Annotated in this window: 18 protein-coding genes; 5 read left to right on the forward strand and 13 right to left on the reverse strand. The window is 60.8% G+C overall.

The annotated features are described in order from the left end of the window. Positions 1–10 precede the first annotated feature (10 nt). From BJ928_RS07525 to BJ928_RS07560, 8 genes are all read right to left on the reverse strand, one after another. Positions 11–766, reverse strand: a complete 756-nt coding sequence (locus BJ928_RS07525) for a Phenylacetic acid catabolic protein (protein ID WP_047635564.1) — start codon at positions 764–766, stop codon at positions 11–13. Positions 767–794: 28 nt separating this feature from the next. Continuing rightward, positions 795–1,871, reverse strand: a complete 1,077-nt coding sequence (gene paaE / locus BJ928_RS07530) for a 1,2-phenylacetyl-CoA epoxidase subunit PaaE (RefSeq protein WP_047635566.1) — start codon at positions 1,869–1,871, stop codon at positions 795–797. A 20-nt stretch (positions 1,872–1,891) separates the two neighbouring features. Next, complete coding sequence (gene paaD / locus BJ928_RS07535; protein ID WP_047635567.1) at positions 1,892–2,416, reverse strand: 1,2-phenylacetyl-CoA epoxidase subunit PaaD; 525 nt, start codon at positions 2,414–2,416, stop codon at positions 1,892–1,894. Positions 2,417–2,425: 9 nt separating this feature from the next. After that, a complete protein-coding gene (gene paaC, locus BJ928_RS07540; RefSeq protein ID WP_047635569.1) occupies positions 2,426–3,208 on the reverse strand; it encodes a 1,2-phenylacetyl-CoA epoxidase subunit PaaC in 783 nt (260 codons plus the stop codon). Continuing rightward, a complete protein-coding gene (gene paaB / locus BJ928_RS07545) occupies positions 3,208–3,492 on the reverse strand; it encodes a 1,2-phenylacetyl-CoA epoxidase subunit PaaB (RefSeq protein ID WP_047635570.1) in 285 nt (94 codons plus the stop codon). The genes paaC and paaB overlap by 1 nt, the downstream gene beginning before the upstream one ends. A 30-nt stretch (positions 3,493–3,522) precedes the next feature. Then, entirely contained in the window at positions 3,523–4,527 is a 1,005-nt protein-coding gene (paaA, locus tag BJ928_RS07550) for a 1,2-phenylacetyl-CoA epoxidase subunit PaaA (RefSeq protein WP_047635571.1), read from the reverse strand. Between the two features lie 299 nt (positions 4,528–4,826). After that, complete coding sequence (gene paaX, locus BJ928_RS07555) at positions 4,827–5,717, reverse strand: phenylacetic acid degradation operon negative regulatory protein PaaX (RefSeq protein WP_052227917.1); 891 nt, start codon at positions 5,715–5,717, stop codon at positions 4,827–4,829. Positions 5,718–5,802: 85 nt separating this feature from the next. Next, a complete protein-coding gene (locus BJ928_RS07560) occupies positions 5,803–6,282 on the reverse strand; it encodes an Lrp/AsnC family transcriptional regulator (RefSeq protein ID WP_047635572.1) in 480 nt (159 codons plus the stop codon). A 119-nt stretch (positions 6,283–6,401) separates the two neighbouring features. Here BJ928_RS07560 and BJ928_RS07565 point away from each other — a divergent pair, with 119 nt between their 5' ends. The 3 genes from BJ928_RS07565 to BJ928_RS07575 all read left to right on the forward strand — a co-directional run bounded on the left by BJ928_RS07565 (position 6,402) and on the right by BJ928_RS07575 (position 11,058). Then, positions 6,402–8,480 carry a transketolase C-terminal domain-containing protein gene (locus tag BJ928_RS07565; RefSeq protein WP_047635573.1) on the forward strand — a complete coding sequence of 693 codons (2,079 nt, stop codon included), beginning with the start codon at positions 6,402–6,404 and terminating at the stop codon, positions 8,478–8,480. Positions 8,481–8,482: 2 nt separating this feature from the next. Next, positions 8,483–9,700, forward strand: a complete 1,218-nt coding sequence (locus BJ928_RS07570) for a 2-oxo acid dehydrogenase subunit E2 (RefSeq protein WP_047635575.1) — start codon at positions 8,483–8,485, stop codon at positions 9,698–9,700. A gap of 167 nt (positions 9,701–9,867) precedes the next feature. Continuing rightward, positions 9,868–11,058, forward strand: a complete 1,191-nt coding sequence (locus BJ928_RS07575) for an aromatic amino acid transaminase (RefSeq protein ID WP_047635577.1) — start codon at positions 9,868–9,870, stop codon at positions 11,056–11,058. 60 nt (positions 11,059–11,118) lie between these two features. Here BJ928_RS07575 and BJ928_RS07580 read toward each other — a convergent pair whose 3' ends face one another. From BJ928_RS07580 to BJ928_RS07600, 5 genes are read right to left on the reverse strand one after another with little or no spacing between them, the layout of a single operon-like run. Beyond that, positions 11,119–12,774, reverse strand: a complete 1,656-nt coding sequence (locus BJ928_RS07580) for an alkaline phosphatase family protein (protein WP_082011981.1) — start codon at positions 12,772–12,774, stop codon at positions 11,119–11,121. A 3-nt stretch (positions 12,775–12,777) separates the two neighbouring features. Continuing rightward, positions 12,778–13,551 (reverse strand): ABC transporter permease, encoded by a 774-nt coding sequence (locus BJ928_RS07585; protein ID WP_052227918.1) that lies wholly within the window; start codon positions 13,549–13,551, stop codon positions 12,778–12,780. Next, the gene (locus BJ928_RS07590; protein WP_047635579.1) at positions 13,548–14,327 is read right to left on the reverse strand and encodes an ABC transporter permease; all 780 of its coding nucleotides are present in this window, start codon (positions 14,325–14,327) and stop codon (positions 13,548–13,550) included. Before BJ928_RS07590 ends, BJ928_RS07585 begins: the two co-directional genes overlap by 4 nt. A 2-nt stretch (positions 14,328–14,329) precedes the next feature. After that, positions 14,330–15,130, reverse strand: a complete 801-nt coding sequence (locus BJ928_RS07595) for an ABC transporter ATP-binding protein (RefSeq protein ID WP_047635581.1) — start codon at positions 15,128–15,130, stop codon at positions 14,330–14,332. Between the two features lie 57 nt (positions 15,131–15,187). After that, positions 15,188–16,168 (reverse strand): ABC transporter substrate-binding protein, encoded by a 981-nt coding sequence (locus BJ928_RS07600; RefSeq protein ID WP_082011982.1) that lies wholly within the window; start codon positions 16,166–16,168, stop codon positions 15,188–15,190. Between the two features lie 198 nt (positions 16,169–16,366). Between BJ928_RS07600 and BJ928_RS07605 the strand changes: the two genes are divergently transcribed. After that, entirely contained in the window at positions 16,367–16,753 is a 387-nt protein-coding gene (locus BJ928_RS07605; protein WP_183079381.1) for a MarR family winged helix-turn-helix transcriptional regulator, read from the forward strand. Positions 16,754–17,146: 393 nt separating this feature from the next. Then, complete coding sequence (locus tag BJ928_RS07610) at positions 17,147–18,472, forward strand: MFS transporter (RefSeq protein WP_063769474.1); 1,326 nt, start codon at positions 17,147–17,149, stop codon at positions 18,470–18,472. The last annotated feature ends 28 nt before the right edge of the window (positions 18,473–18,500 follow it).

The raw sequence follows: 18,500 nt of genomic DNA on the forward strand, positions 1-18,500 counted from the left end.
CCCGAATTGCTCAATTCAATCCGAGCGCAGACAGTTGCGCATCGACATCGGCCCGCCAGTCGGCAAGCAGGGTTTCGTTGGGCGTATGGCGAAGGCCGAAGCGCGACAATGTTTCGAAGCGGGTGGAGCCGGCATGGCCGAAGCTTGCGGCAACGCGGGGATACCAATAGGCGATCGAAACTAGCGCCTGCGCCCGCCCCTCATCCCCGGCGACGATGCGGGCAAGGCCCGCGACGCCTAGTTCCGCATGCCGCTTTTCACGCGGCAGGATGGCTCGGAAGACTTCGGCAAGTGGCTGGTAGGAGACACGTGCGAGCTCTTTCAGCTGCACGACGCTGGCAGCGCCCATCAGTACATTCATGACGACGGCATCCACCCAGCCTTCAAGCGGATAGTGGAAGACAGAAAGCCGCATGTCGCCACCCTGCCTGACGGCGCCGATATCAGCCTCGCGAGAGAGCCGTACGGCCCAGGGATGATGGACGGCATAGCGGCCGCCATCCACCCCGAAGGTCTCCATGATTTTCAGGACCTGACCGGCATGGTCGGTCTTTTCCAGTACGATCCGCGCCGCGGAAATGCGTTCCTGAATGCCGGGCGCATCGTTGATGATGTCGGCAAAGCCGGCGGAACCGGCCAGTTCGCTATCGACGAAGCTCGCCATGAGACGCAGCAGTTCGCCGCGATAGCGCGGAGGCACGTTATCGGGCGAGGAGAGCATGCCGCCTTCCTCCAGATATTGCTCGATCGGCATCGTATCGGACATGTCGTTCCTCCCTTCGATGCGGCCCGGCCTATTGGTCGTAGCTGACGACGATGCGGTCGGTCAGCGGATAGCACTGACAGGTCAGCACATAGCCCTGGCGTACCTCGTAATCTTCAAGCGCATGGTTGACCTCCATCTCGACCTCGCCTTCGAGAACCTTGGCGCGGCAGGTAGAGCAGACACCGGCCTTGCACGCGTAGGGCACGTCCATCGCGTTTTCGAGCGCAGCATCGAGCAGGCACTGGCCCTGCTTCGGGAATTTGAAGACGCGCGTAGCGCCATCGAGTGTCACCGTCGCCTCGCAGCTCGTTCCATGATCGGCTGTCGCAACATTCTCCACCTTGCGGCGGGCGCGGCCGGGCTGCGATGAGGCAAAGAGCTCGAATTTGATCTGATCGTCGCGCATGCCATGCTCACGCAGCGCCGCAGCGATCGCCAGCATCATCGGCTCGGGACCACAGATGAAGGCTGTCGCGACCGACTTCAGATCGATCCAGCTCTTGAAGAGCGCCTTGCATTTTTCCGCATCGATGCGGCCGGTGAAAAGGTCGATCTCCTGCGCCTCGCTTTCGAGAACGTGCAGCACTGACAGGCGGCCGAGATAGAGGTTCTTCAGATCATCAAGCTCTTCGCGGAACATGATCGAGCTGATCTGCCTGTTGGCGTAGACGAGCGTAAAGACGGAGCGCGGTTCGCGCACCAACACGGTCTTGATGATCGACAGGATCGGCGTGATGCCGCTGCCGCCGGCAAAACCGAGATAATGCCTTGCGGCGGCAGGCTCGATCGCGGTGAAGAAGGCGCCCATCGGCGGCATGGCTTCCAGCGTGTCGCCGGCCTTCAGATTTTCATTGATCCAAGTCGAGAAGCAACCGCCATCCACGCGCTTGATGCCGACCTTCAGTACGCCCTCATCCTTGCCGGCGCAGATCGAATAGGAGCGGCGCAATTCCTCGTTGTCGAACTTGCGGCGAAAGGTGAGGTATTGGCCCTGCGTGAAATCGAAGACGGCCCGATCCTCCTCGGATGGCGCAAGCGTGACGACGACCGCATCGCGCGTCTCGCGGCGCACATCGGTGACGGTCAGGGGATGGAAACGTGCCATGAACGCGGGCCTCGCTGGGGTCAAATGCACTTGAAATAATCGAAGGGCTCCAGACAGTCGGTGCAGCGATAACTCGCCTTGCATGGCGTCGAACCGAACTGACTGATCTTTTCCGTCGCCGCCGATCCGCAGCGCGGACAGGCGATGGTGAGGTTGGAGCGGCCGGAAAGCCGGTCGATGCGTTTCATCAAGACGCCGTCTGCAGCCGTGCCATCGATCGGCGGCGCAATACCATAGGCGCGCAGCTTCTCGCGTCCCTCGTCGCTGATCCAGTCCGTCGTCCAGGCGGGCGATAGCCGCCGCTCAAGGCGCACCCGGTCGAGACCTTTTTCAGACAGCGCCCGCTCGATCTCGAGGTTGATCACGGTCGTTGCGGGACAGCCCGAATAGGTCGGCGTCACCGTGACGACAAGCGTATCCTCCTGCCAGCCGACATCGCGGATGATGCCGAGATCGGTCAGCGAGATCACCGGTATCTCCGGGTCCGGCACTTCCGACAGCCAGTGCCAGACCTCGTCGACCGAAGGATGAAGCGCGGTCGTCATCTCCGCCTCCTACCAGGTCGCGCCCGGATAGGCGCGCTGCAGGAATTGCAGTTCGGCCAGCATATAGCCGAGATGCTCGGTATGAACGCCGCGCCGGCCTCCCTTGTGCATATAGCCATCCGCCGGTCGCTTCAGTGTCGCCTCCACGAGCGCATCGGAAACGATCTCATCCCAGCCGGCCTTGAGGCTTTGCGGTTCCGGGATCACGCCGGCCTGCACCAGCGCCGCATCGAACGCATCGCCGACGAACATTTCGCCCGTGAAGGCCCAGAGTTCATCGAGCGCCTCCTGCATGCGGCGATGGCTTTCGGCCGTGCCGTCGCCAAGGCGGATGATCAGGTCGCGGCTGCGATCGAGATGATAGGAGACCTCCTTGAAGGCCTTTTCCGCGATCTCGGCGATCCGCCGATCAGTCGACCCCTTCAACGCCCTCAGCATCAGATAATGCCAGGCATCAAAGAGGAACTGCCGCATCAGCGTCTTGCCGAAATCGCCGTTGGGGCGCTCGACCAGCAGGACATTGCGGAACTCGAAACCGTCTCGCAGATAGGCAAGATCATCGGCCGAGCGACCTCTGCCCTCCACCTCACCCGCCAGACCGAGCCAGAGCTGCGTCTGACCGATGAGGTCGAGCGCCGTGTTGGCAAGCGCGATATCTTCTTCCAGCGCCGGCCCGCGGCCGCACCATTCGGAGACGCGATGGCCGAGGACCAGCGTGTTGTCGCCGATGCTCAGGAGGAATTCGAGGAGGACGGCCGGGTCGATCGCCGGCTCAAGGGCAGCGGCCGCCATCACATGTGCCCCACTTCATCCGGAATGTCGAAGAAGGTCGGGTGACGATAGACCTTCGAATTGGACGGGTCGAAGAGCGGACCTTTTTCGGAAGGCGCGCTGGCAGTGATCTCGCAAGACCGCACCACCCAGATGCTGACGCCCTCGTTGCGGCGCGTATAGACGTCGCGCGCATTGTTGATCGCCATCTCGGCATCGGGCGCATGCAGGCTGCCGACATGGCGATGGTTGAGACCGTGCTGACCACGGATGAAGACTTCCCAAAGCGGCCATTCGCTGGACATGTTTCTCACTCCCTGACTATTCGGGCCGTCTTATTCGGCGGCGATCTTTGCGGCGCCGCGACGCTCGGCCATCTTCTCGGCATGCGCCGTCAGGCCATCGCGGAACCAGGCGCCATCGGCCCAGGCCTGCTTGCGGGCATTCAGCCGCTCCGCATTGCAGGGGCCGTTGCCGGCGATCACGTTGAAGAATTCTTCCCAGTCCGGCTCGCCGAAATCATAGCCGCCCTTTTCCTCGTTCCACTTCAGCTCGGGATCGGGGACGGTCAGGCCGAGATATTCGGCCTGGGGCACGGTCTGGTCGACGAATTTCTGGCGCAGCTCGTCATTGGAATTCTGCTTGATCTTCCAGGCCATCGACTGAGCCGAATGCACGGAGGCGTCGTCAGACGGACCGAACATCATCAGCGATGGCCACCACCAGCGGTTCAAGGCATCCTGCACCATGGCCTTCTGAGCCGGCGTGCCCTTCACCATCTTCATCAGGATATCGAAGCCCTGGCGCTGATGGAAGCTCTCTTCCTTGCAGATCCGGATCATCGCCCGCGAATAGGGGCCATAGGAACAGCGCTGCAGGGGAACTTGGTTCATGATGGCTGCGCCATCGACCAGCCAGCCGATCGCGCCGATATCGGCCCAGGTCAGCGTCGGGTAATTGAAGATCGAGGAGTACTTGGCCTTGCCGGAGTGCAGCTGCTCGTACATCTCGTCGCGGCTGATGCCGAGCGTCTCGGCGGCGCAGTAGAGATAGAGACCGTGGCCGGCTTCGTCCTGCACCTTGGCGAGCAGGATCGCCTTGCGCTCCAGGGTCGGGGCGCGGGTAATCCAGTTGCCCTCCGGAAGCTGGCCGACGATCTCGGAATGGGCGTGCTGGCTGATCTGGCGGATCAACGTCTTACGATAGCCTTCCGGCATCCACTCCTTCGGTTCGATCTTCTGGCCGGCATCGACGCGCTCCTGAAAGGCACGATCTTGCGGGTCCATCTCGTCGAGGGAACGGATGCGGGCGCCGTCGGTTTTCACCATCTGTGCATACATTGATCTTTCCTCCGTCTTCGCGCACCCGGCGCGCTCGAGAATAATCACAGGCCTGCGGGCAACTTGACGTCCTCAGCAAGACCAGAGCCTCACGGCGCCGCCAGTATAGGCCTGTTTCTCGTTCTCCTCCACGAAACAGCGATCCGACAGCAAACGCATTAACCGACCGATCGGTCATTGTATTAGCATGCGATATGTCACATCACAAATGAATTTTTTGAGTTTTCTGTGACATTTGACGCCTTAGGGCTGCGATACGAGAAGAACTCGCGTGCTATGTGGCTGAACGAATTGATCTTTTAGAGAGACTTGAGGCGATCGAGCCGGTTTTGGCTCGCCGGTGTCGCTTCTTTCAGCTTGCCGGTCTCGTTGACGAAATGGCGGCCGACATAGGCATCGGCCTTCTTCGACAATATTTGATAGAGATCGGCAAACAGGCGTCGCGCGCCCTCGCCCGGCCAGTTGGCGGGAAGGGCCGATTTCGGCAGATGCGGTTCGCGCAGCATGATCAGGCGATACTGATGGACAAGCAGCAGCCGTGCGATCAGGCAATCGAATGGTGACAAAGCCGCACAATCGCCGACGCGCTGCGAAAACGCCCCGAAACGAGCGATAAATTCGCTATAGGCTTCCGCAAAACGCTCGAGGTTCCAGGCCTCCTCCGCAAACTCCTTCAGAGCCCCGTTCTCGGTCGCAAGTTGCGCGTCGAAGACCACGACTCGGCCGGGCAAGGGCGGCGCAGGATGCGTTCCCATGGCAAGACGCGGGCTGAGTCTCGCAAAGCCATCCCGTTCGAGCCCCTGCATGATCTCCTCTGGCGCGGGTCCGTTGATCAGCACGAACTGCCAGCGGACAGCAGGCTCCGGGCCATAGAAGAGGCTGGCGGCTTCGGCAAATTCCGCCTGGGCGGCGTCCGTCAGCCTGTAATAGCTGCGGCGCCCTTCCCGCTCTCCCGCGAGCTGACCGGCTGCAACCAGTCGCGAGACTGCAGTGCGCACCAGTGTTTCAGTGATGCCGACGCGCTTGCATGTCTCGATGAGATTGCCGATCCAGACGACGCTTCCGCGCGGCTCGACGACATCCCCGTAAATCGTGACAATGAAACTCGCGGCCTTGATGGGCAGGTCGATCAGGAGCGCCGCGACCGTTTCGCCCAAATCCTCTGCGAGTTTGACGTTATCGGCCGACAATCCAACCCTGCTCCGCATCTGCAATCGATAGGGTTTATTAGCGCGAGAAGTGCATGGTGTTCAAGGCAAGCACGGTTCGCGGCTGTCATCGCGTGACATTGGTCGGCAAGGCAGTGGTGTACTTGACGCATTTCAGCGAGAAGTGCGACGACGAGCTCAACACCGCTTCATGCGTCAAGATACCCCGCATCAACAGCCCCTCATACTCTCGGACATCGGCGACAACCGCCCGGATGAGATAATCCCACTCTCCCGACATGGAATAGCATTCGAGAACCTCGCGATAGCTTGCGATGAACTGCTCGAAATCGCGGCGCGTTGCCGGATCGTGGGTCTTCATCTTGACCTGACAGAAGACGTTGAGACCCTTGCCGATCTTGTCTGGATCGACGAGGCGAACCGTCCTGCCCAGCACACCGGCGCCTTCCAGCGCCTTGATCCTTCGCCAGCAGGAGGCGGGCGACGCACCGACCTTTTCGGCGAGCGACGCCTGACTGATATCGCCCTCCTCCTGCAATACCCGCAGGATCGCTCTGTCGACGTGATCGAGATTGAAGTCTTCCATTCAAAAAGCCGCCATATATGAAATAAACACCTCAAATACTAACGCGAAAACCGCGAAATTGAAAGGAATAGCGCGAGCATTCTGAATTAGAATCACGGTGCCATATGGAGGAGAATCACATGGCCCAGCTAGCCTTCAGGAACCATGAGCGCAATGCGCCCGACGATCGCATCGACTGGCGCAGAGTGGCGTATCTCGTCCACCTTTCACGAGCCCTCGACGAGATGGAAGAAAAGCGCCTCGTTCCGGAAAAGAAGGTTCTCTATCAATTTTCCGCCCGCGGCCACGATATGGCGCAGGTCCTCCTCGGAACCCAGTTGACAAGCCTGCACGACGCCACCTGCGGCTATTATCGCTCACGGCCACTTCTGCTTTCGCTGGGTGTCGATCCGGCCGACGCTCTCGGCTCCGCCATGGGCCGTGCAGGCGGCTATTCCGACGGCCGGGACATCGGCGTCGTCTTCAACTATCCGAACCACTCGGGCGCTTCCGCCTTGCCGATGTGCGGCGGCGTCGGCGCACAATATACGCCGACGGCCGGGTGGGCACAGGCGATGAAATATTATGCGACCACGCTTGGACGCAAGGAATATGCCCGGGACATCGGCGTCGTGCTTGGCGGCGATGGCTCCGTTGCCTCGAACGGCTTCTGGGCCGCACTTACAGCGGCGACGACGCAGCAATTGCCGATGCTATTCTACATCGAGGACAACGGCTTTGGCATTTCAGTTCCCTCGACAGCGCAGACCCCCGGCGGAAACATTGCGGCAAACCTCGCCAGCTGGAAGAACCTGGCAATATTCGATGGCGACGGCTGCGATCCGGCCGAGGCAGCTCATCTGATCCAGGAGGCGGTTTCCTTCGTCCGCGAAGAGCGCAAGCCCGCCTTGCTGCGATTGACTGTTCCACGCCTGGAGGGTCACAGTTTCCAGGATACGCAGACCTATAAGAGCGAGGAGACGGTGAAGCGTGAGTGGGAGCGCGATCCCCTGCCGCGCCTGAAGGAATTCCTCGTTCCCGCCGTCATGACGATGGAGGAATGGAACGCCTGCGAAAGCCAAGCGCACGAGATGGCCGAAAACGCCCGCTCAGCCGCCGAAGGCAGGCCCGTCGCCGATCCCTCATCCGTGACGCGCCATGTGTTCTTCGATGGCGACATGCAGGTAATGGGCGGCCAGCATCCCGGCGGATATGTGCCTCCGGCAGCGACCGACGAAGCCGAGACCGCAGGTCCGCGTATCAACATGGTCACCGCCATCCGCCGAACGCTCGAACACGAGATGTCGGTCAACGAGCGCGTCGTCATGTTCGGCGAAGATATCGGCCCGAAGGGCGGCGTGCATGCTGTTACCCTCGGTCTGCAGGAGAAATTCGGCGCCGAGCGGATTTTCGATACTTCGTTGTCCGAAGAGAGCATCATCGGCCGAGCGGTCGGCATGGCGCTGGCCGGGCTCGTCCCCGTTCCCGAAATCCAGTTCCGGAAATATGCGGAGCCTGCCACCGAACAATTGAACGACTGCGGGACCATCCGCTGGCGCACCAATAATCGCTTCGCCGCTCCAATCGTCGTGCGCATGCCCGGCGGCTTTTTCAAGTGCGGCGATCCCTGGCATAGCCAGACAAACGAAGTGGCTTTCATTCACCAGCCCGGCTGGAAAGTCGCCGTTCCCTCCAATGCGGAGGATGCCGTCGGACTGCTGCGCACCTCGATGCGCGGCAATGATCCTGTCATCTTCTTCGAGCACCGGGCGATGCTCGATCATGCCTGGGCGCGCCGCCCCTATCCCGGCGACAATTTCGCACTTCCCTTCGGCAAGGCTAAGCTGACGCGGACCGGAAGCGACATCACCATCGTCACCTGGGGCGCCATGGTGCATCGCTGCGAGGAAGCCGCCGAAGGCATCTCCGCCGACGTCATCGATCTTCGCACCCTGATGCCCTGGGATCACGAGGCCGTGCTTGCATCGGTCGCCAAGACGCATCGCTGCCTCATCGTCCACGAAGATCTCGAAGCTGCCGGTTTCGGCGCCGAGATTGCCGCTGTCATTGCAGACAAGGCATTCACGGATCTCGATGCGCCGGTCTCCCGCCTGACCATGCCCGATATTCCAAGCCCGCATAATCCCGTGCTTCTCGACTGGGCCGTACCGTCGACGGAACGGATCGCCAAGCGTATCGCCGAAATCCTGGAGTTCTGAGGATGACCGATATCATCGAGATCACGGCTCCGATCGAGCAGGAAGGCACGAAGGCCGTCGTTCGGAACTGGTTGAAGCAGATCGGCGACCGCGTTCGCGAGGGCGACGCGCTTGTCGAACTGGAAACCGACAAAGTGACGCAGGAAATTGCGGCCCCGTGCGACGGCGTCCTGAGCGAAATCTCGATGTCGGATGGCGATGACGCCGAACCTGGAGCGGTCCTCGGGCGAATGAGGGTGGGTGCAAGCGACGCTCGGACGGAAACATCCGCGGTTCTCCCGCAGGCACAGTCCGCCTCTTCGACAACAACTGCCTCCACATCCACCTACTATTCACCGGCCGTTCGCAAGGCCGCCGAGGAACATGGGATCGATCCGGCCAGCCTGAAGGGCAGCGGCAAGGGCGGCCGGGTTACGCGCGCCGATATGGATCACGCGCTGGAAGCCGGCAGGCCCAGCCCATCCGCTCCCCTGTCGCCGCCGATGGTGGCCGAACAGCCTTTTCCTACAGTGCAGACTGGCAGCAAATCCCGCACCGTGCCGCATTCCGCCATGCGGCTTTCCATCGCAAGGCACATGGCCCTATCCCTGACGACAGCGCCACAAGTCACCGCGGTCTTCGAGGCGGATTTCACGGCGATCATGCGCCATCGTGAACGCCATAAGGATCGCCTCAAGGCCGAAGGCGTGAACCTGTCCTACACCGCCTACTTCGTGGCCGCGTCCGTTGCGGCAATGAAGCTGGTGCCCGAGGTCAACAGCCAGTGGCACGACGACGGCCTCGAGATATTCGAAGACATCAACATCGGTATCGGCATCGCCTTGGGCGACAAGGGCCTCGTCGCCCCGGTAATGCCGCAGGCGCAGACACTTTCGCTGGAGACCATTGCTGCCCGCCTTCAGGACCTGACGACCAGGGCGCGATCCAATGCAATCAAGGCCGATGAACTCAAGGGCGGAACATTCACGATCTCCAATCACGGCGTATCCGGTTCATTGCTCGCATCTCCCATCATCATCAACCAGCCGCAATCGGCCATTCTCGGCATCGGCAAGCTGGAGAAGCGTGTCGTGGTGCGGGAGGTCGATGGAACCGATACGATCCAGATCCGCCCGATGGCTTACGTTTCCCTGACGATCGACCATCGCTCGCTAGACGGCCATCAGACGAATACCTGGCTGAACGAGTTCGTGCGCGTGCTGCAGAGCTGGCCCGAATGAATGCGCAGCTGTCGGCATCGCGACTGTGCCGGTCCTTGTCATGCGCCTTCACGCGCAACAGGGCGGTCAGGAAGGCATGTTCGGGATCGGCGAGAGGCTCAGCTCCCGTTTGACCATTGGAAGACATGCATGGCGGCTCGCGTGAGCGGAGCGCAAGGGAGGAACAAATGAACAAGACAGCGGTTTTTGACAGCCTGGCGGAACAGAAGCCGGACCCTCTGCTTGAGCTGATCGCCAAGTTCGCGGCCGATCCGAGGTCGGGAAAAGTCGATCTCGGAGTTGGCGTCTATCGTGACGAAACGGGCCGTACCCCGGTCATGAGAGCAGTCAAGGCCGCAGAGCACCATCTCTGGGAAACCCAGGAGTCCAAATCCTACATCGGGCCTGAGGGCGATCCCGCCTTCCTCAGGGCTCTGGCAACGGAAGTGTTCGAAGAGCGCCATGGCGGCAGGCTGCTTGCGGGAATTCAGACGCCGGGCGGCACCGGCGCCCTGCGTCTCGCCGCAGAACTGCTTGCCCTCGACAAGCAACGCAAGATCTGGATCGGAACGCCGACATGGGTCAATCATCGCGCGATCTTTGCCGCCGTCGGCCTTGAGGTCAAAACCTATCGTTTCTTCGATATCGCCAAGCAGACCGTTCTCGTCGACGAGATGCTGACGACCTTGCAGAATGCCGCGCCCGGCGATGCCGTGCTGTTGCAAACGAGCTGCCATAACCCGACCGGCGCTGGACTTTCATCGCAGAACTGGCGAGACATCGCCGCCGTTATCGCTGCCAAGGGATTGTTCCCGCTCTTCGACAATGCCTATCAAGGTCTGGGCCGCAGCCCCGTCGAAGACGCAGCGGGCATGATGAGTGTCATCGAGGCAGTCGGCGAGGCCATGGTTGCCGTCTCCTGCTCTAAATCATTTTCGCTTTACCGAGAGCGTACGGGCGCGGCCTATCTCTTCGGCGATCGACAGGCGCCGCTGAACAAGGGCGTCGGCAATCTGGCAAGCCATGCCCGTACAAGCTACTCCATGCCGCCGGCGCATGGTGCGGCCATTGTTGCCGCGATCCTGCAAGACCCATCACGCCGCCAGGCATGGGTTGATGAACTCCGCGAGATGCGCGTGCGCATCGCCGAAATCCGCCACGCTGCCGCCGAAGCCTTTGCTCAATTCCGTCCCGAACTCGCCCATATCGGCTCCCAGGAAGGCATGTTCTCCCTTCTGCCGATCTCCCCGGAAAATGTCCAAAGTCTTCGGTCCGAACACGGTATCTACATGCCGGATTCCGGCAGGATCAACGTGGCCGGGATGCGGGTTGCGGATGTTGTATCCGTAGCGGATCGCGTCGGTCCCTATCTGACATGATTGCATGCCGTTGCGCTCAGGCGCCCGTGCAATTACCTGAGTGCAACCACCACGTGGCCACTAGCGCGATGCCAGCCAGCGATCACGTGCGGCATGCTGCTCGGCAAGTTCCGCCTCGTCCCAATAGCCGATGAGGACGCCCGGCTCGATCAGCGGATCGAAATGCGGAAATTTTTCGTCGGCTGACGTCACCCAAGCATCCGACACCGTGATGCGGTTTGCGGGCGTCTGCAGCCAGCGCTCAAGCGCGGCTTGCAGCCCATGAATGGCATCCGCTTTACCAGGATCGCGGCCGAGATCGACAAGCTCGTCGGGGTCGGCGATCAGATCGAAAAGGATCGGCGCCACGCCCGGGCCGGTGACGAGCTTGTGCTGGCCATCGGTGATCATGAACAGCCGGCAATCGCCAACGAGCAGGTCAAGCGCCAGCCGCGCGCGCTCGCCGGAATAATCATATTCGCTGACGGCGAAGCGGCGCCAGGAGGTGGATTTCTCATCTCGCAGCAATGGCAGGATCGAGCGACCTTCCAGCACGTGCGGCTTGCCGCCGCCGCCGAGATAATCGAGAAAGGTCGGAGCCATGTCGATCATCTCGACCAGCTGATCCATCACCACGCCACGCGTCGCGTCGGCGGCCGGCGAGGGATCGTAGATGATCAACGGCACCTTCACGGAAATATCGTGGAACATGTATTTCTCGCCGAGCCAGTGATCGCCGAGATAATCGCCATGATCCGAGGTGAAGACGATCATCGTGTTTTCGAATAGACCGCGCTCTTCCAGAAACTTGAAGAGCACCCCCATCTGATCGTCGATCTGCTTGATGAGGCCCATATAGGCCGGGATCACCGTCTCGCGGACCTCGTCGCGCGAGAAATTGACCGAGTAGCGCTCGCGCTGAAAGGCGGCCAGGACCGGATGAGGATCCACCCGCTCTGACGCGGCGCGGACAGGCGGCTTCACGTCCTTTGCCGAGTACATGTCGTGATAGGGCGCCGGCACGATATAGGGCCAGTGCGGTTTGATATAGGAGAGATGCGCGCACCAGCTCTGCCCCTTGCTCTCCGCCTCATCGATAAAGCGCATGGCGCGGCGGGTCATGTAGGGCGTTTCGGAATGCTCCTCTGGAATACGAGCGGCCTTGTCGGCATGGGCAAGCAGCCAGCCGTTGAAGTTCTCGCCGTCCTCCCCCTCGCCGGAGTTAGCCCAGTGTTCCCAAGGGTTTTCGGCATCGAAACCATGATCCCGGAGGTAGGTGTCGTAGACCGGATCGGCATCATAATTGCTCGAGGGATGCAGCCCGTCATCGCGTTCGTAAGGCTCGAAGCCGCATTGAGCGACATGCACGCCGATGATCGAATTCGGGTCTATGCCGAGCCTCTCCATGCCCTCCTGGTCAGCGACCATGTGCGTCTTGCCGATGAGCGCACAACGCACGTCGATCTCGCGCAGATGATCGCCCAATGTCGGCTCGCCGACACGCAGTGGAATCCCGTTCTGTGTCGAGCCATGCGAGCGAACGTAACGACCAGTATAGGCGCTCATGCGCGAAGGGCCGCAGACGGTAGATTGCACATAGCAATTGGTGAAGCGCACCCCACGAGCGGCAAGACTATCGATATTCGGCGTCTTCAGCGCCGGATGTCCGGCACAGGACAGATAGTCGTAGCGCAGCTGGTCGCACATGATGAAGAGGACGTTCTTTTTCGTGGTCACGGATCAACCCTTGCTGTTCGTGTCGAGATTGCGGTAGTGCCAGAACAGCCAGCGCTTCTCGAACTGGAAGACGAGGCTGTTGATGATGAGGCCTGCGAGTGAGATGAAGGCGATGCCAGCAAGGCCGCCGGCGATCTGGAAGTTTTCCTGCTGACGCTGGATGAAGACGCCGATGCCATTGGTCGCAAGCAGCATTTCCGAGGTAACGCTGACCAGCAGCGCCGAGGATACGGCGAGCCGGATGCCCGTGGCGATCATCGGCAAGGCCGCCGGCAGGTCGATGTGCCACATCGCCTCGAGGCGCGTCAGATGTAGCGCTCTTGCGACAAGATTGGCGGAGGGATGCACCGTCTTCGACGCCTCGTAGGTATTCATTAGCAACGGCACGGAAGCCGCATAGCAGATGATGACGATCTTGGCCGCGTCGCCGGTCCCGGCAAATAGCATCACGATCGGCACCACGGCAGGCGGTGGCAGCGTCGCCAGCATGTCGATTGCCGGTTCGAGGATCTGGCCGAGCAGCTTTAACCGCCCGAGAAGAATGCCGAGCGGCACCATCAGCGTTGCCGCGACGAGGAATCCGATGCAGGCGCGCATGAGCGTGTGGCCAAGCTGCCCGACGATCTGCGGATAGAGGCGGCCGATCGACAGCATGATCTGCCAGGGCCCCGGAAAGAGCGGCGTATGCGCCCGCAACGCCAGTCCCTGCCAGACGAGCAGGATCAGGATCGGCAACAGAAGCGCATTCCAGGCGACGTGTTTGTCGATCATCTTCATGCAAATCGCTCCGTCATGCGCATGTGCCAGCCGGTGACGCGCCAGCGTGCGAGATTGACCAGCCAGTTCATGACAACGCCATTGAAGGCGCAGACGAACATCAGCGCGTAGACGTCCGGGATACGGGTCGCGAAGGCCTTTCGGATCAGCATGAAGCCCAGACCATCGTGACCGGCGAGCATTTCCGCCACCACGACGGCGATCAGACTGATGGTCGCGGCATAGCGGATGCCGGAAAAGATCTCCGGCCAGGCGGCGGGCAGCTTGATCTGGAACAGGATTTCGCGTTCGGAAAGGCCGAGCATCTTACCGGTCTTCACCTGCACGTCGCTGACGGCCGACAGGGCGGCAGCGCCGTTCAGATAGGGCGGCCAGATCGTCACGAGAATGATGACGAAGGCGTAGAGCTTGAAGCCAAGGCCGAGCATGAAGACCGCCATCGGCACCAATGCTGCCGGCGGGATCGGCTGGACGAGTGCCGCGATCGGCCGGAACCCGGCGCGGAAGGTCGGCGAGATTTCGGCCAGCAATGCCAGCCCGACGCCGATCAGCGAAGATCCGACAATGCCGATGATGGCACGCATCAAGGTCAGCCCGTCCCCGGCCAGCAACTCGCCTGACATCAGCATCGACCAGAAGGCAGCGGCAATCGCTGTGATCGATGGGAAATATTTGCTCGGCACGAGCTCCAGCGTTGCGACCAGCTGCCAGATCGCCACGATCAGCAGGAAGGAGACAAGTGCCCGAAACCGAAGCAGCCAACGTTCGAAACCCATGGTCAGGCCATCTCCGAAACCGGCGTCTGCGCACGGAAACGACGGATCGCTGCCATCACGTCATGGCGGATCTCGAGGAAACGAGGATCTTCGCGCGTGGTGATCTGGTCGCGCTTCTTGCCGAGGCCGACAACGATGTCATGATCCACGCGGGTCGGGCGGCGAGTGAGCACGACGACGCGATCGGCCATGTAGACGGCCTCCTCGACATCATGGGTCACGAGAATACAGGTCTGTCGGAAGCGTTCGGCCAGATCGAGCAACAGGTCCTGCATGTCGGCGCGCGTCTGCGCATCGACTGCCGCCAAAGGTTCATCAAGCAGCAGCAATTCGCTTTGCGAGGCGAGCCCTCTTGCGATGGCGACGCGCTGCTGCATGCCACCGGACAGTTGCCAGGGAAACCGGTCCGCAAAGCCATCCAGCCCGACGGCTGCCAGAAGCTCGCGCCCGCGCGCCAGCTTCTCGGCCCTTGTGAGGGTTGCATTGCGAACCATGCCGAAAACCACGTTTTCGAGATTGGATTTCCATGGAAACAGCGAGCGCGAGTAATCCTGGAAAACCACCGCGATGCCGGTCGACGGGCCGCTCAATGCCTTCCCCTTGAAGCTGATCGAACCGCTGTCCGGCTTCTGCAATCCCGCGAGCGTCATCAGCAGGGTCGTCTTGCCGCAGCCGGACGGACCGACGATCGAGACGAACTCTCCCTTCTTTACGGAGAAGCTTATTCCATCGAGAATTTTAAGGGCACCCTCGCCCGATCCATAGGCCTTTGCCAACTCCCTGGCATCCAGCATCACATCCATTTCCATTCCTCCCGAATGAAAAGGGCCGGCGATGGCCGCCAGCCCCAGCTTGCCCGTTCACTTTGCGAGATTGTCGACCATGTCGTCGGCCTTCGCAGCGTCGGGCAACATTCCCGTCTTGTGCATGGAATCGAGAATCTTCTGGACGTCCGCCGTCTCGATCCTCATGTCGCGCTCAATGGTCGGCAGGATGAAAGTTTTGGCGGCTTCGGGCGTAAGGCCGAGGAATTCGACGGCCGCGGCTTCCTCCTTCGCACGATCTGCCAGCAGGTCCTTGTAGGCCTGGTCGGTGACCTCAGCGAATTTTTTCAGTGCCTCACGATTGGCGGCAAGATAGTCGTCCGTCGCGAAGATCACATCGTTGATGACGGGTTCCTTCTCGTCTGCCAGCATGCCCTTGGCGATCACCGACGAGCCGATCGCCTTGTTGACCGTGATCGAGGAATAGAAGGGATTGACCGTGCAGGCGGCATCGATGCTACCTTGCTCGAGCGCTGCTTCCTGTTGCGGGAACGGCAGCACGACGGGCGAGATATCATCGAAGGATAGACCGGCTTTCATCAAATGGTCACGCCAGGCGAGTTCGCAGAGACCGCCATTGGCATTGAACGAAATCTTCTTGCCTTTGATATCGTCGAGCTTGGTGACGCCGGAGGCCTTGGAGGCGATCAGCCAGATGAATTTGGTGTCTGGATCGACCTCGTGGGCGAGAGCCAGGATCATCTTGACGTTGACACCGTTGAGGCGGGCATTGATCGGCGGAATGGGTGCGGCATAGCCGATATCCGCTTCGCCCGAGGCAATCGCGGCGACGACGGCCGGGCCGCTCTGGACTTCGGTGAGCTGAAGATCGATGCCGGCCTTTTCATAGGCCCCTGCCTTCTGCGCAGCGATGATCGGCAGCATGGAATCCGCCAGCAGATAGGCGAAACGAAGCTTGATGTTCTCGGCTTGTGCCATGCCGCTCGTGAGCGCAACGGCAAGTGTTGCGATCGCGAGTGATTTTCGCGTTTTACTGAACATGTTAAGTATATGCATATAAGTTCCCCTTGATTCTTGCTTGCGAGACGCATTCGCCTTACGGCCTAGTTATTGAGCAAAGTGTGTGGTAGTTGCTTGACAATGTCAAACAAAAAAATCGAACCAACTTCTGTAGAAAATTTCGGACCGACTCCGTCACCTTGGGCGCAGCCGCACGACATCCGAGACCTCTTCTCCTACCGGCTTGCCTATTTCGTGCGGCTGAACGATCGCCACGCGCAGACGGTGCTGATCGAGGAGTACGGGATCACTCTGGGGGAGTGGCGGGCGCTGGCGACGATCCGTTATCTTGGCCGCCCCTCGCTGCGCACGCTCGCGCGAACGACGCAGCAGGATGAAGGGCAGCTCAGCCGTTACGTCAGCGGCCTCGTCAAGCGCGACCTGCTCGCCAAAAAACCGAACGCGGAGGATCAGCGCGTCATCGAACTGATGCTGACCGAAAAGGGTGAAGCCTTGCACCGCGATGTCATGATGTTTGCCTGGCGGCTGAACCAGGATCTGTTCACGGACTTTGACGAGGCCGAACGGCAGCAGTTGATGTCGCTGCTCGACAAATTGCTGGGTGCACTGGAACGCCTTTGACGGACGCACACGCCCGTGTCCTAGGAGCAGTTTTGTAGAGCCTTCCGAACCTGATCGACCCTCGATGGCGTTCGGCGCCCTCTCCGCGCTTTAACCCGCGGTGGGATCGATGCACCGTGGCCAGCAGCCCTCATTTCCATCAATCCACCGGAGCCGACGAGGGCCTGGAGACTGGTTCCGAGCAGGGGCAGCCGGCATGGCTGCCCGCCCGGTTCTCGACGTCTTGCAACTATTGACCTTTTCATACATAAATATATTCTGCGTATATGCAAAGTTGATCGCCTTTTGGTGATCGTCTCGGTAATGGCTCGGTCGGGGTCTGATTTGAGCATAAGGGCATGCGTTGCACGCGATGGTCTCGCGGCAAGGCCTCTGCCTTTGGGAGGAGTAGATATGACTGACGACAATCCGGCGCTGCAAAGCGCCGTGCGCAAGGCGACCATTCGCCTCCTGCCCTTTCTGGGCCTGATGCTGATCCTGAACTTTCTCGATCGATCCAATGTCGGCTTTGCCAAGGTGGCCTATCAGGCCGATACCGGCATTTCGGATGCGGCCTATGCCTTCGGCGCCGGTATTCTCTATCTCGGCTATGCCACCTTCGAAGTGCCCAGCAACCTGATCATGCAGCGCGTCGGCGCCCGCCTGTGGCTTAGCCGCATCATGATCACATGGGGCATCGTCTCGGCCTGCATGGTTTTTGCCCATACGCCGATGAGCTATTACATCGTCCGCTTCCTGCTCGGCGTCTGCGAGGCAGGTTTCTATCCCGGCGTGCTGCTCTATCTGACCTACTGGTTCCCCGCCAAGCAGCGAGCACGCGCAACAGGCCTGTTCTATCTCGGCATTCCCCTGTCGCTGGTGATCGGCGCGCCGCTTTCCGGCTGGCTGCTCACCCATCACGACGTCCTCGGCCTCACCAACTGGCAATGGATGTTCGCAGTCGAAGGCCTGGCGGCGACTGTCGTTGGCGTCCTCGCTCTCTTCTTCCTGACCAGCCGTCCCAACGAGGCGAAGTGGCTGACGACCGAAGAGAAAAATGCGCTGAACGCCGTCATCGAAGCGGAAGAGCGCAGCAAGCTTTCCGAGGTGAAGCATTCCGTCTTCAGCGTACTGAAGGATTGGCGCGTCCTTGCCTTCATCGGCATTTATCTGTTCATCCAGGTCGGTGTCGGCCCGATCACCTTCTACCTGCCGGCCCGGTTGGCACAAGCGCTCGGCGGCGGCGTCAACACCTGGGTCGGCGTCCTGCTCGGCCTGCCCTGGCTATGCGCGCTTTTCGCCACCCGCTTCTTCACCGTCTATGCCGACAAGCACGACAACCACCGGATCGTCTGCATCGCCATGCTGACGGCCGGCACCATCGCGCTTGGAACGATCGGCCTGACCATGAACCCCTGGGTGATGGTGATCGCCGCCTGCATCGCGGTTCCGGGACTTGCATCCTCGCAGCCAGTCTTCTGGAGCCTGCCGACCCGCTATCTCGGCGGCGTCGGCGCGGCAAGCGGCATTGCCTTCATCGTTTCGCTCGGCAATCTCGGCAGCTTCGCCTCGCCGCAGATCAAGGCCTATGTCGATGCCGCGACAGGCAACGGCGATATCGGCTTTTATATTCTTGCCGGCTGCTGCTTCTTCTCGGTGGTGCTGCTGATCGCGCTCGGCTCGCATCGCCGCTGGATCGTCGATGCCGAACCGGCAGCCGGTAGCAGTCGCACGCATTAAACGGACAAACGTTCGATCCCCGCCTATA

It is taken from the genome of Rhizobium sp. WW_1 (genome assembly GCF_003610155.1).
Taxonomy (GTDB): domain Bacteria; phylum Pseudomonadota; class Alphaproteobacteria; order Rhizobiales; family Rhizobiaceae; genus Rhizobium; species Rhizobium tropici_A.